This window comes from Nonomuraea soli, assembly GCF_013761175.1.
GTDB lineage: Bacteria > Actinomycetota > Actinomycetes > Streptosporangiales > Streptosporangiaceae > Nonomuraea > Nonomuraea soli.
Genome location: NZ_JACDUR010000001.1, coordinates 766,793 through 786,464, shown reverse-complemented (window position 1 = coordinate 786,464; position 19,672 = coordinate 766,793). Strand labels below are relative to the sequence as shown.

Annotated in this window: 18 protein-coding genes; 9 read left to right on the top strand and 9 right to left on the bottom strand. The window is 70.2% G+C overall.

Translation table 11 applies throughout. The features are described 5' to 3' along the window. Nucleotides 1-2: 2 nt before the first annotated feature. The 6 genes from lipB to HNR30_RS03730 all read left to right on the top strand — a co-directional run bounded on the left by lipB (nt 3) and on the right by HNR30_RS03730 (nt 6,446). On the top strand, nt 3-683 hold the full coding sequence (gene lipB, locus HNR30_RS03755) for a lipoyl(octanoyl) transferase LipB (RefSeq protein WP_181608212.1): 681 nt from the start codon (nt 3-5) through the stop codon (nt 681-683). A 13-nt stretch (nt 684-696) separates the two neighbouring features. Further along, the gene (locus HNR30_RS03750) at nt 697-1,554 is read left to right on the top strand and encodes a hypothetical protein (RefSeq protein WP_181608211.1); all 858 of its coding nucleotides are present in this window, start codon (nt 697-699) and stop codon (nt 1,552-1,554) included. An 18-nt stretch (nt 1,555-1,572) separates the two neighbouring features. Then, nucleotides 1,573-2,502 (top strand): lipoyl synthase, encoded by a 930-nt coding sequence (gene lipA, locus HNR30_RS03745; RefSeq protein ID WP_181608210.1) that lies wholly within the window; start codon nt 1,573-1,575, stop codon nt 2,500-2,502. Between the two features lie 93 nt (nt 2,503-2,595). Continuing rightward, on the top strand, nt 2,596-4,947 hold the full coding sequence (locus tag HNR30_RS03740) for a glycoside hydrolase family 3 protein (protein WP_181608209.1): 2,352 nt from the start codon (nt 2,596-2,598) through the stop codon (nt 4,945-4,947). 63 nt (nt 4,948-5,010) lie between these two features. Then, a complete protein-coding gene (locus tag HNR30_RS47250; protein WP_181608208.1) occupies nt 5,011-5,685 on the top strand; it encodes a DUF4191 domain-containing protein in 675 nt (224 codons plus the stop codon). Further along, entirely contained in the window at nt 5,685-6,446 is a 762-nt protein-coding gene (locus HNR30_RS03730) for a class I SAM-dependent methyltransferase (protein WP_181608207.1), read from the top strand. Before HNR30_RS47250 ends, HNR30_RS03730 begins: the two co-directional genes overlap by 1 nt. A gap of 9 nt (nt 6,447-6,455) precedes the next feature. On the opposite strand, the gene HNR30_RS03725 is transcribed toward HNR30_RS03730, so the two are convergent. Next, on the bottom strand, nt 6,456-6,956 hold the full coding sequence (locus HNR30_RS03725) for an RDD family protein (RefSeq protein WP_181608206.1): 501 nt from the start codon (nt 6,954-6,956) through the stop codon (nt 6,456-6,458). A gap of 127 nt (nt 6,957-7,083) precedes the next feature. On the opposite strand from HNR30_RS03725, the gene HNR30_RS03720 reads away from it, so the two are divergent. Continuing rightward, nucleotides 7,084-8,136, top strand: coding sequence for a hypothetical protein (locus tag HNR30_RS03720; protein ID WP_181608205.1), 1,053 nt, complete (start codon nt 7,084-7,086; stop codon nt 8,134-8,136). A 100-nt stretch (nt 8,137-8,236) separates the two neighbouring features. Next, complete coding sequence (glnA, locus tag HNR30_RS03715; protein ID WP_181608204.1) at nt 8,237-9,661, top strand: type I glutamate--ammonia ligase; 1,425 nt, start codon at nt 8,237-8,239, stop codon at nt 9,659-9,661. A 107-nt stretch (nt 9,662-9,768) separates the two neighbouring features. On the opposite strand, the gene HNR30_RS03710 is transcribed toward glnA, so the two are convergent. Then, nucleotides 9,769-11,580 carry a bifunctional metallophosphatase/5'-nucleotidase gene (locus HNR30_RS03710; protein WP_181608203.1) on the bottom strand — a complete coding sequence of 604 codons (1,812 nt, stop codon included), beginning with the start codon at nt 11,578-11,580 and terminating at the stop codon, nt 9,769-9,771. A 246-nt stretch (nt 11,581-11,826) separates the two neighbouring features. On the opposite strand from HNR30_RS03710, the gene HNR30_RS03705 reads away from it, so the two are divergent. Next, nucleotides 11,827-13,140: a glycoside hydrolase family 16 protein gene (locus HNR30_RS03705; RefSeq protein WP_246377131.1), complete on the top strand. Its 1,314-nt coding sequence runs from the start codon at nt 11,827-11,829 to the stop codon at nt 13,138-13,140. Nucleotides 13,141-13,202: 62 nt separating this feature from the next. On the opposite strand, the gene HNR30_RS03700 is transcribed toward HNR30_RS03705, so the two are convergent. Genes HNR30_RS03700 through HNR30_RS03670 form a run of 7 tightly spaced genes read right to left on the bottom strand, consistent with a single transcriptional unit; the run spans nt 13,203 to nt 19,666 of the window. Then, nucleotides 13,203-14,102 carry an ABC transporter substrate-binding protein gene (locus tag HNR30_RS03700; protein ID WP_181608201.1) on the bottom strand — a complete coding sequence of 300 codons (900 nt, stop codon included), beginning with the start codon at nt 14,100-14,102 and terminating at the stop codon, nt 13,203-13,205. After that, nucleotides 14,099-15,214, bottom strand: a complete 1,116-nt coding sequence (locus HNR30_RS03695; protein ID WP_181608200.1) for an LLM class flavin-dependent oxidoreductase — start codon at nt 15,212-15,214, stop codon at nt 14,099-14,101. The genes HNR30_RS03700 and HNR30_RS03695 overlap by 4 nt, the downstream gene beginning before the upstream one ends. Then, on the bottom strand, nt 15,204-16,121 hold the full coding sequence (locus tag HNR30_RS03690; RefSeq protein WP_181608199.1) for an LLM class flavin-dependent oxidoreductase: 918 nt from the start codon (nt 16,119-16,121) through the stop codon (nt 15,204-15,206). The genes HNR30_RS03695 and HNR30_RS03690 overlap by 11 nt, the downstream gene beginning before the upstream one ends. Next, entirely contained in the window at nt 16,121-17,134 is a 1,014-nt protein-coding gene (locus tag HNR30_RS03685; protein ID WP_181608198.1) for an ABC transporter substrate-binding protein, read from the bottom strand. Before HNR30_RS03685 ends, HNR30_RS03690 begins: the two co-directional genes overlap by 1 nt. Then, nucleotides 17,131-17,817 (bottom strand): ABC transporter ATP-binding protein, encoded by a 687-nt coding sequence (locus tag HNR30_RS03680; RefSeq protein WP_181608197.1) that lies wholly within the window; start codon nt 17,815-17,817, stop codon nt 17,131-17,133. Before HNR30_RS03680 ends, HNR30_RS03685 begins: the two co-directional genes overlap by 4 nt. Then, nucleotides 17,814-18,665, bottom strand: a complete 852-nt coding sequence (locus tag HNR30_RS03675; RefSeq protein WP_312894209.1) for an ABC transporter permease — start codon at nt 18,663-18,665, stop codon at nt 17,814-17,816. Before HNR30_RS03675 ends, HNR30_RS03680 begins: the two co-directional genes overlap by 4 nt. Next, the gene (locus HNR30_RS03670; protein ID WP_246377129.1) at nt 18,662-19,666 is read right to left on the bottom strand and encodes an ABC transporter substrate-binding protein; all 1,005 of its coding nucleotides are present in this window, start codon (nt 19,664-19,666) and stop codon (nt 18,662-18,664) included. The genes HNR30_RS03675 and HNR30_RS03670 overlap by 4 nt, the downstream gene beginning before the upstream one ends. Nucleotides 19,667-19,672 lie beyond the last annotated feature (6 nt).

Here is a 19,672-nt window from a genome sequence, read left to right as displayed (position 1 = left end):
ATGTGCACACAGGTCCCTCCCGCCTCGCGATTGTCCGCCTTGGGGTTGACGTCCCCTTCGAGCAGGCTTGGCAGTTGCAGCGCACCGTCCACGCCCAGCGCGTGGCCGGTGAGGTGACCGACACGGTCCTGTTCCTGGAGCACGCGCCCGTCTACACCGCGGGCAGGCGCACCGCCGGGCACGAGCGGCCCGCCGACGGCACGCCCGTCGTCGACGTCGACCGGGGCGGACGCATCACGTGGCACGGCCCCGGACAGCTGGTCGCCTATCCGATCATGCGGGTCACCGACGCGCGCGACTACGTCGGGCGGCTCGAAGAGACGATGATCCAGGTCTGCGCCGACTTCGGGGTGACCGCCCGGCGCATCCTGGGACGCGCGGGCGTCTGGGCCACCGGCGACGCCGCGCTCGGCCTGCCCGACCGGCAGCTCGGCGCGGTCGGGGTGCGCCTGGTCAAGGGCGTGTCGATGCACGGCATGGCGCTCAACTGCGCCAACGATCCGCGCTGGTTCAACCGCATCGACCCGTGCGGCATAGCGGGCGCGGGCGTGTCGAGCCTGTCGGCGGAGACCGGGCGGCGCATCGTGGTCGACGAGGTGATGCCGATCGCCGAGAAGCGGCTGGCGGAGATGCTCGGGCGGGAGCCGTACGAAATGCACGAGGAAGACCTGAGGCGGGTGTAGTTATCATCGCGCTGTGAAGCGCGTCACCACTGTCGTCCTGGCCTTATCCGTCCATCTCACGACTCTCGCCTTCCTGCTGCTCGGTCTCTGGGTGATCCTGGTCAACCGCACGTTGTGGCCCGCCTGGCTGCTGGGCGGGCTGCTGATCGCCGTCGGCGTGCTGCTGCGGCCCAGGCGCAGGCGGGTGCCCGCCGACGCCGAGGTGCTCGACCGGGCGCGGGCCCAGATGCTGTACGGCGCCGCCGAACGTGTGGCGCAGGCGTGCGGTGCCGTACGGCCGAAGGCGGTGGCGATCAGGGACCTGGGCACCACCAGCGAGTACGTGCGCGGTGTCCTCGTCATCGGCCTGCCCGCCTGGCTGACCCTCTCCCCCGCGGAACGGGTCGAGCACCTGGTCGAGGTCTACAGCCGCCACGACCGCGGCCTGCTGGTCGAGAGCGCCCTGACGACGCTGGAGGCCTGGCGTGACGCGCTGCTGCACTCGGCTCCGCTCAGCAGCCGCGTCGAGGCAAACACGCAGATGACCGCCGCCATCAGCCTGGGAGCGCCCGACACCACCTACGAGGTGACCGGCATGCTGGGCCGTACGCTGGGCCGGGTGTTCGTCGGCCCGGTGCTGCTGGCCGAGCGGGGGCTGACGGCGCTGGCCGGCCCTCCCGCGGTGCCGCGGCCGCTCGACTCGCGCAGGATCGCCCCCATCCAGGCCGCGGCGCTGCGGGGCGAGAGCGTGGAGGCCATCAGGCGGGGCGTGCTGGAGCGGGTGCCCGAGGGAACGAACGCCCTGCTCACGGACGAAGCGTCGGCGGCGGTAGATCACGAGCTGAGCAGGCACTACATCCGGGCGGTACGCGGGTTCGGCCTGATCTCGTGATGGACGTAAGCTGGCAACGTGACAGTTGCTCCTGATGGTCGCAAGCTCCTCAGACTTGAGGTGCGCAACGCCCAGACCCCTATCGAGCGCAAGCCCCCGTGGATCAAGACCAAGCTGAAGACGGGTCCCGAGTACACCGAGCTGAAATCCTTGGTGCGCCGCGAGGGCCTGCACACGGTCTGTGAAGAGGCGGGCTGTCCGAATATCTACGAGTGTTGGGAAGACCGCGAGGCGACCTTCCTCATCGGCGGAGACCAGTGCACGCGGCGCTGCGACTTCTGCCAGATCGACACCGGCAAGCCCAAGGAGTACGACAAGGACGAGCCCCGCCGGGTCGCCGAGTCGGTGCAGCAGATGGGCCTGAAGTACGCCACGGTGACCGGTGTCGCCCGCGACGACCTGCCCGACGGCGGCGCGTGGCTGTACGCCGAGACCGCGCGCCAGATCCACGACCTGCTGCCTGGTTGCGGCGTCGAGCTGCTGGTCCCCGACTTCAACAACGTCGACGAGCAGCTGGAGGAGGTCTTCTCCAGCAAGCCCGAGGTGTTCGCGCACAACATCGAGACGGTTCCGCGGATCTTCAAGCGCATCCGGCCCGCGTTCCGCTACGAGCGCAGCCTCGAGGTGATCACCAAGGCCCGCCGCGCCGGGCTGGTCACCAAGTCGAACCTCATCCTCGGCATGGGCGAGACCCGCGACGAGATCGTCGAGGCCATGCGCGACCTGCACGAGGCCGGCACCGACCTGCTGACGATCACGCAGTACCTCCGCCCGACGCCGCGCCACCACCCGGTGGAGCGCTGGGTCAAGCCGGAGGAGTTCGTGGAGCTGCAGGCGGAGGCCGAGGCGATCGGGTTCGCCGGGGTGTTGTCGGGACCGCTGGTCCGCAGCTCCTACCGGGCGGGCAAGCTCTACAAGCAGGCGATCGAGGCCAGACAGAACGTCTGAGATCAAGGCCGCTCCCCCTGGGGAGCGGCCTTTTTTATAACCTCAAGGTAACAAACCTAGCTAGTACTCGGTTAGACGTATAACACTGGGCGAGTGGATTTCGACGCACTCATCTCCAAACTGGACCTCGCTACCAAGGTCAACCTGCTCACCGGCGCCGACATGTGGTCGCTGCCCGCCGTACCCGGCATCGGGCTCAAGCGCCTGGTGATGAGCGACGGCCCCATCGGCGTGCGCGGCGAGCAGTGGAGCTCGGCCGACCCGTCGATCGCCATGCCCAGCCCGACCGCGCTGGCCGCCACCTGGGACGTGGACCTGGTCAGGAAGGTCGGCGGCCTGCTGGCCCAGGAGGCCAGGCGCAAGGGCGTGCACGTGCTGCTCGCTCCCACGATCAACCTGCACCGCAGCCCGCTGGGCGGGCGGCACTTCGAGTGCTTCTCCGAGGACGTGCACCTGACCGGCGAGATCGGCGCGGCGTACGTGGAGGGCGTGCAGGGCGGCGGGGTGGCCACCACGCCCAAGCACTTCGTGGCCAACGACTTCGAGACCGACCGCTTCACAGTCGACGTCAAGGTCACCGACAAGGTGCTGCGCGAGGTCTACCTGCGCCCCTTCGAGCGGGTGGTGGGGGCCGGGGCCTGGGGCCTGATGACCTCCTACAATTCCGTGAACGGCACGACCATGTCGGAGCACTCCGACCTGGTCAACGGGGTGCTCAAGCGGGAGTGGGGCTTCGACGGCTTCGTCGTGTCCGACTGGACCGCGGTGCGCAGCACCGAGCCGGCGGCGGTCGGCGGCACCGACGTCGCCATGCCGGGGCCCAACGGCCCCTGGGGGGAGAAGCTGGAGGAGGCGGTCCGCGAGGGCCGGGTGCCGGAATCGGTGATCGACGACAAGGTCCGCCGGATCCTGCGCCTGGCGCACCGCACCGGGGCCCTGGGCGACCTCGACGAGCCGGTCCGCGAGGAGATCGACGGCATCGCGCTCGCCCGGGAGGTGGCGGCCCGCTCCTTCACCCTTCTCAAGAACGACGGCGGCCTGCTGCCGCTGGCCGGCGTGAACAGCCTGGCCCTGATCGGCTCGGCAGCCGACGAGGCCCGCATCATGGGCGGCGGCAGCGCCCAGGTCTTCCCCGACAGGATCGTCTCGCCGCTGCAGGGACTGAGCGAGCGCACCGTCGAGGTGCGCTACGCGCTGGGCACCGACCCGCGCGTCAAGCTCTCCCCCATCGCCGCCGAGAGCCGCGCGTTCTTCCTCGACGCCTCCGGCGAGGTGCTGGCCGAGCACGCGGTGCCCAACTCCGAGGCCCGCTGGGTCGGCCAGGCGCCCTCGGACGTCGACGTCGAACGGCTGGCCGCGGTCGAGATCCGCACCGCCTACACCGCCGACGCCGCGGGCGAGCACCAGTTCTCGATCTCCGGCGTGGGCCGCTTCACCCTCACCGCGGGTGACACGGTCGTCTTCGACGACTCCATCGCGCCCGACGGCGACGACCCGGCGGTGGCGTTCCTGCACGCGCCCGAGCGGCGCTTCCCCGTCACCCTCGACGAGGGCGAACGCATCGAGCTGACCCTGCGCCAGCACGCGGTCTCGAGCTTCAACGGCATGGTCCTGATCATGTTCACGCTCGGCCACGCCAACCCGACGCTCGGCGAGGACGAGCTCATCGCGCAGGCGGTCGCCACCGCGGCCTCCAGCGACGTGGCCGTCGTGGTCGCCTCCACCACGCTGGAGGTCGAGAGCGAGGGCTTCGACCGCAAGAGCCTCAAGCTGCCCGGCCGCCAGGACGAGCTGATCGCGGCCGTCGCCGCGGCCAACCCGCGCACGATCGTCGTGGTCAACGCGGGCTCGCCGGTCGAGATGCCGTGGTTGTCCGAGGTCGCCGCGGTGCTGCTCACGTGGTTCCCGGGGCAGGAGGCCGGGCTCGCGCTGGCCGACGTGCTGTACGGCGACGCCGAACCCGGCGGGCGCCTGCCCACGACCTGGCCGGTCACGCTGGAGGACTGCCCCGTCGTGGACGTCACCCCGGTCGACGGCGCCGTGCCGTACACCGAGGGGGTGTTCATCGGTTACCGCGCCTGGGCGCGGGGCGACGTCGCGCCGGCCTTCTGGTTCGGGCACGGGCTGGGGTACACCGAGTGGGGCTACAACGCCGTCGAGGCCGGCAACGGTTCTGTCACGGTCTCGGTGACCAATACCGGCTCGCGGCGGGGCCGGGAGGTCGTCCAGGCGTACGTCTCGGGCGAGGGACGCGACCGTACACTGGCCGCATTCGACGTGATCGAGGCTGGTCCCGGCGAAACGGTCGTCACCACGCTTTTCCTGCCTGAGCGGGCCTTCCAGGAGTGGGAAGACGGCGCGTGGCACACGGCGAACGGCTCGTACACGGTCGAGGTGGGGCGTTCCTACGCCGACATCCGCCTCAGCGACCAGATCACCCTCTAGTACGGCACGACGGGCCTGCTCCCAATGCAGGAGCAGGCCCGCTTTCTCGATATCCTTCAGAGTATGGCGACGTCCGACGAGAAGCCGGGGCGCATCAAGCAGCTCCGCATGATCGCGCAGATCATCCAGCAGGCCAATCCCAAGGGCATGCCCATCGTCTTCCTTTCGGCGGTGGCCACGCTGGCTGTCGTCGTCGTGCTCGGCCTCTTGCTCGGGTTCGTCTGGTACGCGATCCCGCTGGGACTCATGCTCGCCGTCCTGGTCGGCCTGATCGTCTTCGGCCAGCTCGCCCAGAAGGCGCAGTACTCCATCCTCCACGGCCAGACCGGCGCCGCCGCCGCGGTGCTGCAGGGCATGCGCGGCAACTGGCAGGTCACCCCGGCCATCGCGGTCAACCGCGACCAGGACCTCATCCACATGGTGGTCGGCTTCCCCGGCGTCATCCTCGTCTCCGAGGGTCCCAAGAGCCGGGTGGGCAAGATGCTCGCCTCCGAGAAGAAGCGCGTGGCCCGCGTGGTGCTCGGCGTCGAGATCTACGACATCCAGTGCGGCGACGAAGAGGGCCAGGTGCCCATCGCCAAGCTGCAGCGCCACATCATGAAGCTGCCGCGCAACCTCAAGAAGCCCTCGGTCAACGAGGTCAAGGACCGGCTGCGCTCCCTGCCCAAGAACCTCCCGATGCCCAAGGGTCCGATGCCGAAGGGCACGCGCATGCCGCGCGGCCCGAAGATGCGGTAGTGCGGGTCTCCAGCGCCGCCAACCGGCACTGGTGGGACGGCAACGCCGACGACTACCAGGTCGAACACGGCGAGTTTCTCGGCGACTCCACCTTCATCTGGGGTCCCGAGGGGCTCGACGAGGCCTCCGCCGGGCTGCTCGGCGAGGTCAAGGACCGCGATGTCCTCGAGATCGGCTGCGGGGCCGCCCAGTGCGGCCGCTGGCTGGTCTCCCAGGGCGCCCGCGTGGCCGCCTTCGACATCTCCCACCGCCAGCTGCGCCACTCCCAGCGCATCGATCTCGACAGCGGCCTGACCGTCCCAGTCGTCCAGGCCGACGCCGAAGAGCTGCCCTTCTCGGCGGGCTCGTTCGACCTGGTCTGCTCCGCCTACGGCGCCATGCCGTTCGTCGCCGATCCGGCGGCCGTGCTGGCGGAGGTGCGGCGGGTGCTGCGGCCCGGCGGCCGCTTCGTCTTCTCCACCAGCCATCCGATCCGGTGGGCCTTCCCCGACGATCCGGGGCCTCGCGGGCTGACCTCCGACCGCTCCTACTTCGACCGCACGCCGTACGCCGAACGCGACGGTTCGCGTGTCACCTACATCGAGCACCATCACACGCTCGGCGACTGGATCGCGTTGATCGTCGCGTCGGGGCTGCGGATGGAAGGCCTGGTGGAGCCGGAGTGGCCGGAAGGCCACACGGGCGTGTGGGGCGGCTGGAGCCCGCTACGCGGCCACCACCTGCCGGGCACCGCGATCTTCATCTGCGGCGCACAGCCCTGACGGCGTCTTTCAGCTCCGCACGACCATCGTGTTGGAGGCGCGGTCGTGGATGCCGCGCTGGTCGCGGTCGAAGATCAGGGCGGGTACGGCCAGGCAGAGCAGCACCGTGCGCACCAGCGTGGGGAACCAGGCGGGGCGCCCGCCGTCCATCGCGGCCACCCGGATGCCGAGCAGGCGGTGGCCGAACGTCTGGCCGGTGAGCCCCACCAGCAGGAGGTACTGCACGCCGAAGACGACCACCGGCACCCAGGGCGACTCGCCGGGGTTGATCCGCAGCAGCGCCTGGGTGATCGCCCACGTGCAGATCATCCAGTCGATGACCAGCGCGCCGATGCGCCGGCCGAACCGTGCGATCGACTCGGGGCCCTCCTCGGGCAGGCCCAGCCGCTCGCCGGGGTAGCCGAGATCCACTCCGGCCGACCGCACCCCGCCCAGCCAGGTCTGCGTCCACCGCGGATTGACCGGCTCGGACTTCTTCTGGGGTTTCTTGGACTGGGGGCCCTTGCTCATGTACTAACGGTATCCGGCCTGGTGGCCGGTCGGGATCGTGACCCAACCGCGCTTCACCCTGATCTGCGCCGTCTGCATCATTGTCCCCATGTCGCACGGGGATGACATTGACGCACGATTTGCCGAGTTGATGGAGCAGTTCGACGAGGGGGAACGCCGCCGCATGCGGGCGGCCGCCTCCAAGGGCGCCGCCAAGGCGGCGCGTCAGCGGCATCCCAGCGTGCGAGGTCACCGCCGGCGGCGGGCCTGGCTGGCGGCGTGGTCCGTGGTGGCCGTCGTCTCGGTGGCGGGAGTGATGGTCACGCTGCAGCCGGAGTGGCTGGGCTCGGCCTCGCTGGAGGCCACGGGGCCGATCCCGGAGGAGACCGCGCCCGTGCGCATGGGCCCGCCGTCCGACGCGGAGGGTACGGCCGAGAGCACGGCGGCTGGTGCGGCTGAGAGCACGGTGGAGGCCTCGGCGACGCCCACCGCCGCCCAGACGCCGGCGGGGCCGTTCGCCGGATCGCCGGCCGAGCAGTACGCCGACGGGCAGGCGGGGCTGGCCATGCCGAAGGCCAAGGCGATGGGCGGCGTCTCCAAGGCGCAGGTGGCGGCAGGGCTGAAGCGGGTGCGGGCGATGCTCGCCGCCTCGCACCTCGACCGCGCCACGCTGATGGGCGGCAAGCCCAAGGCGCTGATGAAGCTGCTCGATCCCTCCGATCGCCGGTGGTTCACCTCGCACCTCGACAAGCAGAAGGACGAGAGCGACACCCGGGAGTGGGTCACGAGCTTCGCCCCGAAGACGGCGGAACTGGTGACCGACGTGATCAAGGTGCACGGCAGGTCCAGCCTCGGCGCCTTCGAGGACAGAAACGGCCGGCGCGGCGCCAAGGTCAAGGTGAACTTCCTGTTCGTCTACGCCATCCAGCGGCCCGGCCAGCCGCGGACCGCCCGGCGGATCGTGGCCCACAACGTCGGCGAGGTGTGGCTCTACCCGAACGGCGTGCACTGGGTGCGATCGTGGAACGGCGGGGGCGTGTCGGGCGCCCGATGCGACGTCGGCGACGGCTTCGTGCACCCCTACTACGACGATTCGGCGCCCGACCAGGAAGCCCTCAAGGTCAAGGACAGGGAGCTGGTCGACCCGTACGCACTCGACGAGGACGACCGGGATGGTTGCCGGTGGACGAAGCCGGTGTGACGCAAGTCTCCTTAACAACCTCGAAACAAACGAGACACGGTACGGAAACCCCAGAGCCCTAGCGTCGGGCTGATAGCCCGTCCCTTGGGAGGTTTCGAGAGTGTTCAACTCCGCCGACGAGGTCCTTAAATTCATCGGGCAAGAAGAGGTGCAGTTCGTCGACGTCAGGTTCACCGACCTGCCCGGAACGACCCACCACTTCACCTTTCCCGTGGAGAATTTCAGCGCCAGCGTCTTCAGCGACGGCCTCATGTTCGACGGCTCGTCGATTCGCGGCTTCCAGGCCATCCACGAGTCGGACATGCTCCTGCTGCCCGACCCCAGCACGGCCGTGCTCGACCCGTTCCGCCAGCACAAGACGCTGAACATCAACTTCTTCGTGCACGACCCGCTGACCGGCGAGGCCTACAGCCGCGACCCGCGCAACGTCGCCCGCAAGGCGGAGGAGTTCCTCAAGGGCACCGGCATCGCCGACACGGTCTACTTCGGGCCCGAGGCCGAGTTCTACATCTTCGACGACGTGCGCTTCGAGACGAAGCAGAACGCCGCGTTCTACTCCATCGACTCCATCGAGGGCGCCTGGAACACCGGCAAGGCCTCGGAGGGCGGCAACCTCGGCTACAAGCCGCGCTACAAGGGCGGCTACTTCCCGGTCCCGCCGATGGACCACTTCACCGACCTGCGCAGCGAGATGGTCCGCAACCTCATTGAGTGCGGCATCGACGTCGAGATGCAGCACCACGAGGTGGGCACCGCCGGCCAGGCCGAGATCGACTTCAAGTTCGGCACGCTGCTCAAGACCGCCGACAACCTGATGTTGTACAAGTACATCATCAAGTCCACGGCGCTGGAGTACGGTCACACGGTCACGTTCATGCCCAAGCCGATCTTCGGTGACAACGGGTCGGGCATGCACTGCCACCAGTCGTTGTGGAAGGACGGCGCGCCCCTCTTCTACGACGAGGTCGGCTACGCGGGGCTGTCCGACACGGCGCGCTACTACATCGGCGGCCTGCTCAGGCACGCCCCGTCGCTGCTGGCGTTCACCAACCCGACCGTGAACTCCTACCACCGCCTGGTGCCGGGGTACGAAGCGCCGGTCAACCTGGTCTACTCCCAGCGCAACCGCTCGGCCTGCGTGCGCATCCCGATCACCGGCTCCAACCCGAAGGCCAAGCGCATCGAGTTCCGGGTGCCCGACCCGTCGTGCAACCCGTACTTCGCCTTCGCGGCGATGCTGATGGCGGGCATCGACGGCATCCGCAACAAGATCGAGCCGCCGGAGCCGGTCGACAAGGACCTGTACGAGCTTCCTCCGGAGGAGGCGCGCAACATCCCGCAGGTGCCGGGGTCGCTGACCGAGGTGCTCAACGCGCTCGAGGCCGACCACGACTACCTGCTCGAGGGCGGGGTGTTCACGCCGGACCTGATCGAGACGTGGATCGACTACAAGCGGGTCAACGAGGTGGACCCGATCCGGCTGCGTCCGCACCCGCACGAGTTCGAGCTGTACTACGACGTCTGATCTCCCAGGAGTTCCGGAGGCCATCGGCCGGCCCTCACGGGGCGCGGCCGATGGCCTTTCGTATGGGCGGGTGCCGAACCATCCTCGGATCCCGGGAGCTCGGACCGTCAGAAGACGGGCACGCCCTCGCGCACGAGCTTCCAGTTCGACACCGCGAACGTCGAGGGGTCGATCACGCCCTCGGCCACCGCCGTGTCGATCATCGCCTGCCGGATCTCCACCTGCTTGTTGTAGATCGTCGGCGCCCCGGCGATGTGCCTGAACTGCCCCGCCCCCGTGGCCCGGTAGTTGTTCACCGCGATCACGAACCGCTGCGCCGGGTCGACGGGCGCGCCCTCGAAGGTGAGGTTCACGATCCGCGACCCCGCCGGCTTGGAGATGTCGATGTCGTAGGAGACCCCGGCCATGTGGTCGTAGTTGTAGTCAGGCGTCGCCTGCCCGTTCACGACGGCGTTGGTGAGGGTCGCGACGTCGACCGGAGCGCCTACCGGCACCGTGTTGAAGTAGTCGGCGCTGTCCTCCAGGTAGTCCTTGATCTGCGCCCCGGTGATGACCTTCGCCATGAGGGTGTTGTCGAAGATGTACAACCCCGCGATGTTCTTGATCGACACCTCCCCGGCGGGGAAGGCCGCGGTGCGGCTGAAGGGCGCGGCGATCGAGACGATGGGCAGGGACGCGTACTCCGTGCCCGCGATCGCCTCCTTGACGACCTTCGTCTGCACGTACTGGATGTAGTCGATGATCGGCGCGTCCTTGTAGGTCGCCTCGGCGGCCGACATGGCCTCGGTGGAGGTGGCGACGACCGTGTTGACGTACTTCTTGGTCACCTCGTGCTGCGCGTCGACGGCGGCGACGATCTCGGGGTCCTCCGCCACGGTGTTGGCGTTGACGGTGGTGGAGGTCTTGGCGGTGACCGTCCAGCGTCCGCGCTTCCAGGCGAGGGTGAGGTCGACGACGGCCAGGCGCATGCCCCACTTGCTGGGCGAGCAGACGAGGACCTGCTCGCCGTTCGGGCCGGAGGCGAGGTAGCCCTTCTCCTCCTTGTGCGCGTGGCCGAAGATGATCACGTCGATGCCGGGGACCTGCTGGGCGACGAGCTTGGAGGCGTTCTCGACGGGGATGGTGCCGCCGTTGTTGACGTCGAGGTAGGAGGAGAAGCCGTCGTCGCCGGCGTGGGCGGTGACCACGACGACGTCGCAGCGCTCCTGGTCCTTGAGGACCTTGACCCACTTCCTGGCCGAGACGACGATGTCCTCGAAGTCGAGCTTGCCGTCGACGTTGTCCTTGTCCCAGACGGCCGAGCCGGGGTTGGTCAGGCCGAGCACGCCGACGAGGATGGGCCTGCCCTGGCCGGGGACCCGCATCCGCTTGACGATGTAGGGGCGGAAGGCGGGCTTGCCGGTGCCGTGGACGAGGGCGTTGGCGCCGAGGACGGGGGCGTTCATCTGCTCGGCCCAGGCGTTCAGCAGCGGGATGCCGTAGTTGAACTCGTGGTTGCCGAGGGTGACGGCGTCGTACCGGAGCGGGTTCATGGCCCGCGCCATCGGGTGCAGCTCGCCGGTCTCGGTGATCGGCTTGATCTTGGCGTAGTAGGTGGTGAGCGGGGTGCCCTGGATGGTGTCGCCCGAGTCGAACAGCAGGGTGTACTTCTCGCCGCGGTCCTTGCGGATCTGCTTGACGAGCGAGGAGACCTTGGCGACGCCGATGTGGTTGCCGGCGGAGTCCTTGTAGACGTCATCGTTGAAGTAGTTCCAGTTCCGGCAGTTGCCGTGCAGGTCCGAGGTGCCCATCACGGTGATGGTGACCGGACCGCCGGGCGAGGCGTGGGCGGCGCCGGGCCAGCCGGCGAGGGCGAGGGCGGCGGTGGCGCTCAGGCCGCCGAGGGCCTGTCGGCGGCTGATCTCGGGAAACTGCTTCATGCGGGGGTCACCTTACTCAGGGAGGACGATCCCCAGAAAGATAGCGATCCGCCCTGGTGACCGATGCGGCGGGGACCCGCCGGCCGCCGTTTCCGCACCGCCGCCGAGAACGCGCTCTCACACCGCGCGAAACCTGCGGTTGACACGGAGTAAAGGGCATGTTCACATCTCTCTCAGAGAGCGCTCTCTAGCCCTGCACCCCCCAAAGGAGAGAGCCTGCCGATGCCACGCTTAGTCCTGATTGTTATGGCCGCGGCCGCCCTGGTGCTGTCCGCGGCGCCCGTGTCGGCCGCCGTGCCGCCGACGCCGAGCGGCTGGTCCCTGGTCTGGTCGGACGATTTCAACGGTACGGCGGGCAGCCTGCCGAGCTCGGCCAACTGGATCATCGACACCGGCCACAACTACCCAGGCGGCCCCGCCAACTGGGGCACCGGTGAGATCCAGAACTACACCAACAGCCCCCAGAACGTGAGCCTGGACGGCTCCGGCAACCTGCGCATCACCCCGCTGGGCAGCAGCCAGAGCTGGACCAGCGCCCGCATCGAGACCGTGCGCTCGAACTTCAAGCCCGCCGACGGCCGGATCCTGCGCATCGAGGGCCGCATCCAGATGCCGAACGTGACGGGCAACCAGGCCCTCGGCTACTGGCCGGCGTTCTGGGCGCTCGGCTCGCCGTACCGCGGCAACTACTGGAACTGGCCGGCCATCGGCGAGTTCGACATCATGGAGAACGTCAACGGCATCAACTCCGTCTGGGCCGTGCTGCACTGCGGCGTGGCTCCCGGCGGGCCGTGCAACGAGAACAACGGCCTGGGCGCCAGCCGCGCCTGCCCCGGCTCGACCTGCCAGTCGGCCTTCCACACCTACCGCTTCGAATGGGACCGCAGCGTCAGCCCCAACCAGCTGCGCTGGTACGTCGACGGCCAGCAGTTCCACAGCGTCAGCCAGAGCCAGTTCGACGCCACGACCTGGTCGAACATGACGGGCCACGCCGGGTACTTCATCCTGCTCAACGTCGCGATGGGCGGCGCCTTCCCCAACGGCGTCGCGGGCTTCGCCACGCCGACCGCGCAGACCGTCTCCGGCCGTCCGATGGTGGTCGACTACGTGGCCGTGTGGCAGTCGAACGGCGGCGGGAGCGATCCCGGCGGCGTCGACGCGCGTTCCACGATCCAGGCCGAGAGCTATCAGGCGCAGTCGGGCACGGCGCTGGAGGCGACCTCCGACAGCGGCGGCGGGCAGAACGTCGGCTGGATCGCCAACGGCGACTGGCTGCGCTTCGACAACGTCAACTTCGGCTCGACCGCCGCCACCCAGTTCAGGGTCCGGGTGGCCTCGGGCGCGGCGGGTGGCGTGTCGGGCCTGGTCCAGGTACGGCTGGGCAGCCCCACGGCGACACCGATCGGTGACTTCGCCGTGGGCAACACCGGAGGCTGGCAGAGCTGGACGACGGTGCCGGGCGCCCTCGCCGCGACCACCGGCACCCACACCGTCTACCTGACCTTCAGCAGCGGTCAGCCGGCCGACTTCGTCAACGTGAACTGGTTGACCTTCGGCTAGACCGAGCGAGACGGGGAAAGGCCGGGGCGCGCGCCATCGCCCCGGCCTGGCTCACCCCACCGTCAGCGGCTGACCAGCTCGTTGATCTCCGGCAGCACCGCGTCGGCGACGACGACCTTCCTGTCGATGAGTCCCGCGGCGTGGAACAGGTCGGCGGCCCGCTGCTGCTCGGCGACGAACTCGTCGGTCACCGGCTCCAGACCGAACGGCCGGTGCCGCAGCGCGTGCTCCCACCGCTCGACGTCGCCGCCGTCGTCGGCGGCGAACAGCTCGGCGGCCTCACGGTAGTTGCCGGTGATCCAGGAGTCCGACTCCTTCAGTGCCGCGACGATGGCCGACAGCTCCTCGAAGTGCTTCTCGGCGAAGTCGCGGCGGGTGAACCAGAGCGAGCGGTGGCTGAACAGCCCGTCGGTCTCGACCAGCGTGCGGGTCTGCTCCTCGATGCCGCCGAGCGACGGGTAGGAGCCCACCCAGGCGTCGACCTCGCCGTCGATCAGCAGCTGGGCCGCGTTGACCCCGGCGTCGACCGGCTCGATGTCCTTCCACGACAACCCGGCGTCGTCCAGGGCGAACAGCAGCAACGTCGTCTGCCACGACCCGTGGCCGAGCGCCACGCGCCGGCCCTTCAGGTCGGCGACCGACCGCACGGGCGAGTCGGCCCGCACGACGAGCCGGCCGTTCTCGTGACGGGAGCCCGACACGGCGACGTAGACGACGTCGTGTCCCTGCCCCTGCGCGGTGACCGGAGGGGTCGAACCGGTGCCGATGAAGTCGTATCCGCCGTCGAACAGGTGGTCACCGTGCGCGGTGGGCAGGCCCTCCTGCGGAGAGGGACGCTCGCCCGCGGGCAGCGAGCGGAAGTCCACCCACTCGACCGACGGCAGGCTCTTCTCCAGGATGCCGCGGTGCCGCAGCACCCACAGGGAGTTGTTGTGGGGGAAATATCCAACACGGACCGTCATGACGTGCTCCTCTTCAACAAGGGCAGGACGTTCTCGCCCACCCGGTAGGCCTCCTCCAGGTGCGGGACACCGGCGAGGATGAATGATCCGACTCCGAGCTCGATCAGCTCGTCGAGCCGCTGCGCGACCTGCTGGTAGCTGCCGACCAGCCCGAACGCGGGCCCTCCGCGCAGCAGGTGGAAGCCGCCCCAGACGTTCGGCTCGACCTCCAGGTCCCGGTGGCCGGTGACCTTGCCGGTGACGAACGAGCGGCTGCGCTGCCAGCCGATGGAGTCGCCGGTGGCGTCACGCAGCACGGAGGGGTCGATGTTGTCCCATCCGCGGCGGATCTCGTCCCAGGCCTCCTCCTCGCTCTCCCGGGCGACCACGTCGATGCGCACGGCGAAACGCGGGTCCCGGTCGGAGGCCTCGCGCACCTGGGCGAACTTCTCCGCCAGCGGCCCGAACGGCTCCAGCCACGACAGGTAGTAGTCGGCGTGCCGCCCGGCCGCGTCGATCGCGGCCTTGGAGGAGCCGGAGAAGTAGATCTCCGGGAAGGGCTGCGCGGCCAGTTCCTCGGGAAGCGCGGCGCCGTCGACCTGGTAGAAGCGGCCCTTGTGCCGGTACGGCTCGGCGCTCCAGACTCCGCGCAGCACGTCCAGGAACTCCGAGGTGCGCGCGTAGCGGTCGTCGTGGTCGACCTTGTCGCCCCACCACAGCTGCTGGGGGCCTCCGCCGCCGGAGATGATGTTGTAGACGACACGCCCTCCGGTGGCCCGCTGCAGGGAGGCCGACATGCGCGCGGCCTGCACCGGGTGGAGGAAGCCGGGCTGGAAGGCGATCATGAACCGGTAGGTGGAGGTCTCCCTGGCCAGCGTCGCGGCGGCCGACCACGGGTCGTCGGTGAACGGGAAGGACGGCAGCAGCCCGCCCACGAAGCCGGCGCTCTCGGAGGCCCTCGCGACGTCGCCCATGTGCTCGACGTGGCTGTAGCCGTCCGGCCGCCCGTCGCGCAGCCCGGGAGCCAGGCTGCCGGGCCCGACAGGCGCCCAGCCGCCCCTGCTGGACACGCGGCGGCGCAGCGAGGGCTGGTCGCCGTGGGTGCCGATGCGCCAGTAGACGTCAATGGACATCGGCACTCTCCTTGGTCAGCAGCGGGAGCAGGTGCTCGCCGATCCGGTAGGTCTCCTCCAGGTGCGGCGTCGCCTCCAGGTGGAAGATCGTGACGCCCCGCGAGACGAATTCCCTGATGCCCGCGGCGACGTTGTCGTAGCTGCCGACCAGGTCTCCTTCCAGGTCTCGTGCCTCGGCCGCGTCCTCGCGGGCCGCCACGCGCAGGCGCACGCCGTACTTCAGGCCGGGCAGGCGTTCGACGGCCGACTCGATGTCGTCCCACGGGTCGAACAGGTGCACCTCGGCGTGCTCGGCCGACAGGTCGAGCTCCTCGGGCGAGGTGCCAGACAGGTGCACACGCGGGAAGGGCCGCCCGCCGAGCGGCGAGGGCACGCCGTCGTCGAGCACGGAGGCGAATCCGCCCTCCAGCACCTGGAAGTGGCGGCCCTCGTAGGTGAAACCGCTCTGCGACCACACCCCCTTGGCGATGGTGAGGAACTCGGCCGCGCGGCGGTGGCGCTCGGGGCCGTCGAGGAAGTCGCCGTGGGCGCGGGCGGTCAGCGGGTCCAGGTCGCCGAGCTTCCAGTCGAGCCGGTCGCCGGAGAAGCGGGCCAGGGAGACGGAGAGCTTGGCGGCGTAGACGGGGGTGGCGATGGCAGGGTGGAACTCGGCCGCGACGCGCAGGTGGCGCGAGCGGCGCAGCACTCCCCCGGCGACGATGAAGCTCTCCTCGCCGTCGGGGTCGAACGGCACCACGGCACCGCTCAGCCCGGCGAGCTCGGCGGCGCGCGCGACCTGGGCGATGTGGTCGTAGGGGTCGGCGGGCGCGTGCCCGAGAACCGGGCGTGCCGGGTCGGTGAGGTGCTCGGGGAAGGGGCGACGGCGACGGGCGCGGGTGGGCAGGGTGATGTGGAACTCCACGGCCATCACGCGGCCTGCCTGTCCGCCAGCAGCGCCCGGGCCTGCTCCAGCGGCTCGGGGGCGGCCCATGACTCCAGGTCGAAGTCGGCGGCCAGGAAACCGTGGGTGAGCAGGAACCGCTTCTGGATGCCCAGCAGCTCCAGCCGCTCGGCCGACAGGTCCGGGTGGAGGTCGAGGTGGAAGTCGTTGCGGTAGGCGGTGCGCACGCCGTCGAGGCCGGAGTTGGTCTCGCCCGCGAGGATCTCGTGCACGCTTGGCAGGTTGGAGGCGGCCCAGTCGCCGGCGCGCAGCGACTGCACGAGGAACTTGACGACCACCTCGGGCTGCTCCTTCAGGAGCTGCTCGTGAACGGTGATCGGGCGGGGCGTGCCGTTGTTGACGCGGGTGCGCGGGTCGGGGTGCGCGTCGAGGTCGACCGCGACGACGGCGCCGATCTCGGCGGCCTGCTCGGCCGCCCGAGCGCCCTTGACGTAGACGGCGTCGACCTGACCGGCGGCGAGCTCGGCGATGCCGGGCCACGACCAGGCAGCTCCGCGAGGAGCGCCGGGCTCGGCGCGGCCGATGCGCGAGGGCGGCTGCTCGACCTCGACCAGGGTGACGTCGTCGAGGGTCAGCCCGGCCTGCGCGAGCGCCCCCTTGGCGCCGTGCAGCGCCATGGCGCGCGGGAAGCTCTCCCCGCGTGTGGCCGCCCACCGCGGCAGCGCGAAGCGCGCACCCTTCAGCCCGGCGGCGTCGGTGATCCCCGAATCGGGGCGTACCAGGATCGACTGCCACTCCTCGATCCAGGTGAGCCCGATCAGCCGGGTCGGCGCGCCCTCCGAGCGGGCCGCCAGGGCGGGCACGTTGCCGCCCTCGCGGAACAGGCCGAGCAGCTGGTGGTCGAAGTGGTGCCTGGCGATCTCGGGCGGCGCGTCCTGCAGGACTCCCACCTGCCCGAGCTCGTCGGCCAGCCAGCCGAGCCGGTGGGCCAGGCCGCTGGCCGTGGGCACCGGGCAGCGGGTGTACCAGATCTGAGTCATGACACTCCAAGAGTCGAGAGGAACAGGCGGCGGTGGGCGATGAAGTCGGGGTCGTCGCGGTCGCGCGGGTGCGGCAGCTCGATCGGCTGCTCGACGGCGAAGCGGCCGTCGCGCAAGACGGCGACGCGGTCGGCCAGCCGTACCGCCTCGTCCACGTCGTGGGTCACCAGGACGACGGCGGGCCGGTGGCGGGCGCACAGCTCGGCGACCAGCTCCTGCATCTGCAGCCGGGTGAGCGCGTCCAGCGCGGCGAACGGCTCGTCGAGCAGGAGCAGCTCGGGCTCGCGCACCAGCGCGCGGGCCAGGGCGACGCGCTGGGCCTCGCCGCCCGACAACGTGGCGGGCCAGGCCGCGCCGTACCCTTCCAGGCCCACCTCGGCCAGCGCCTGCGCGCCCTTGGCGCGCGAGCCGCGCGGCAGGCCGATCGTGACGTTCGGCAGCGTACGGCGGGCCTGCACGAGGCGGGGTTCCTGGTAGACGGTCGTACGGCGCGGCGGGGCGAGCACGGTGCCCGCGTCCGGCAGTTCGAGTCCGGCCAGGATGCGCAGCAGGGTGGTCTTGCCGGTGCCGCTGGGCCCGAGCAGCGCGAAGAACTCCCCGCGCCGGATCTCCAGGTCGACCCCGTCCAGGACGGTCTTGGGCCCGAAGCTCTTGCGCAGCCCGCTGATCTTGACGGCGCTCATCGGGCCGCCAGGTGCGCACGCCAGGGCATCGCCAGTCGCTCGACCCCGCGGATGGCCAGGTCGATGGCGAGGCCGAGCACCGCGTAGATGGCGATGCACAACACCATGTAGTCGCTGCGGTAGTACTGCTGCGCGAGGGTGACCAGGTAGCCGATGCCCTCGGTGGCGCCGATCTGCTCGGCGGCGATGAGGCCGGTGAGCGAGATCGACAGGCAGATGCGCAGGGCCATGAGGATGTTCGGCAGCGCGCTGGGAATGATCACGCCGAAGGCCAGGCGGGCGCCGCGCAGCCCGAAGCCGCGCGCGGCCTCGACGACCTTGCGGTCGACGCCGCGTACGCCCAGGTAGACGTAGGCGTACATGGGTCCGGCGGCGGCCACGGCGATGAGCACGACCTTGAAGGTCTCCTGGACGCCGAACCAGGAGATGAACAGCGGGACCAGTGCCAGGAACGGCACCGCCCGCTTCATCTGCATGGTCGGGTCGATCAGCTCCTCGCCGAGCGCCGACAGGCCGGACAGCACGCCCAGGAGCAGGCCGAGTCCCGCGCCGACGGCGACGCCGAGACCGGCGCGCACGGCCGAGGCGGCCAGGTACTCCCCGAGCTGCCCGGTGGCGATGAGCTCGCCCAGCGCGCCGAGGACGGCGCCGGGTCCGGCCAGGACGTCGGGTGACAGGGCGCCTGACGCCGAGCCGTACCACCAGGCCAGCAGGAGCAGCAGGGGAACGCTGAGCCGCACGGTCAGGGAGAGGGCGGCGGGCCGGCGTCGCACGCCGAGGTGGCGCGGGGTCTCGAGGGTGCCGGCCGCCTCCGCCGGCAGCGCCGGGCTCTGCGCGAGCGTGCTCACGCCGCCGCCTTCCTGAACTCGTGGATCACCGAGGCGGGGTCGATGGCGGCGGGCAGCACGCCGTACTTGGTGAAGATCGAGGCGACGTCGGTCACGAACGCTCCGTCGGCGGCGGTCGCCGGACGGGGCGGGTTGGCGTAACGGGACTTGTCGAGCTCGATCTGCAGCCGCTCGCCGCTGAGCGCGGTCGGGCCCTGCTGGAGGAAGACGTTCTGGAACTTCTCCGGGCTCTTCTTCGCCTCCTCGGTCAGCTCGCGCACCACGTCGAGGTAGGTCCTGACCGCCTCGGGGTGACGGTCGAGCAGTTCGTTGCGCGCGGCGTAGATGCTGATGTCCTGGTCGGGCAGGGCGTTGCTGTGCACGAGCACGCGGGCGCCCTTGGCGATCACTTCCGGGTAGGCGCGCACGATCGCCCACCAGGCGTCGACCTTGCCGGTGGCGAAGGCGGAGGCGGCCTGGTCGGGGTTGAGGTAGACGCGCTTGACCTGGTCGACGGGGACTCCGGCCTGCTCCAGGGCGAGCAGCAGCAGGTATTCGCCGCGTCCGCCCTTGTTGACCGCGACCTGCTTGCCTGCCAGCTCCTTGATGTCCTTGACGGGGCTGCCGGCCGGGACCACCAGCCCGTCGGTCTTGGGAGCGGCCGGGTCGGTCACCCGGTCGGTGAAGGAGAAGATCTTGATGTCCTTGCTGTTGGCCAGGTAGCCGAGGACCGGCGAGATGGCGCCCTGCAGGACGTTGACGGAGCCGGAGCGCACCGCGTCGATCGTGGCGGTGAAGGAGGCGTAGCTGCCGCCCCACTCGACCTTCGCGCCGACCTTGGCCAGGCGCTGCTCGAGGATGCCGGTCTTCTTGGCGTAGGCGAGGGGTCCGGCGTTGCCGGGGTCCTGGAGCTTGAGCACCGCCGCGTCAGCGGCTCCCTGGCTGGCTCCCGCGGACGAACAGGCGGTGACGGTGACGACGAGGGCGGTCAGGACGGGCAGGAGACGATGGGGAATCCGCATATTCCC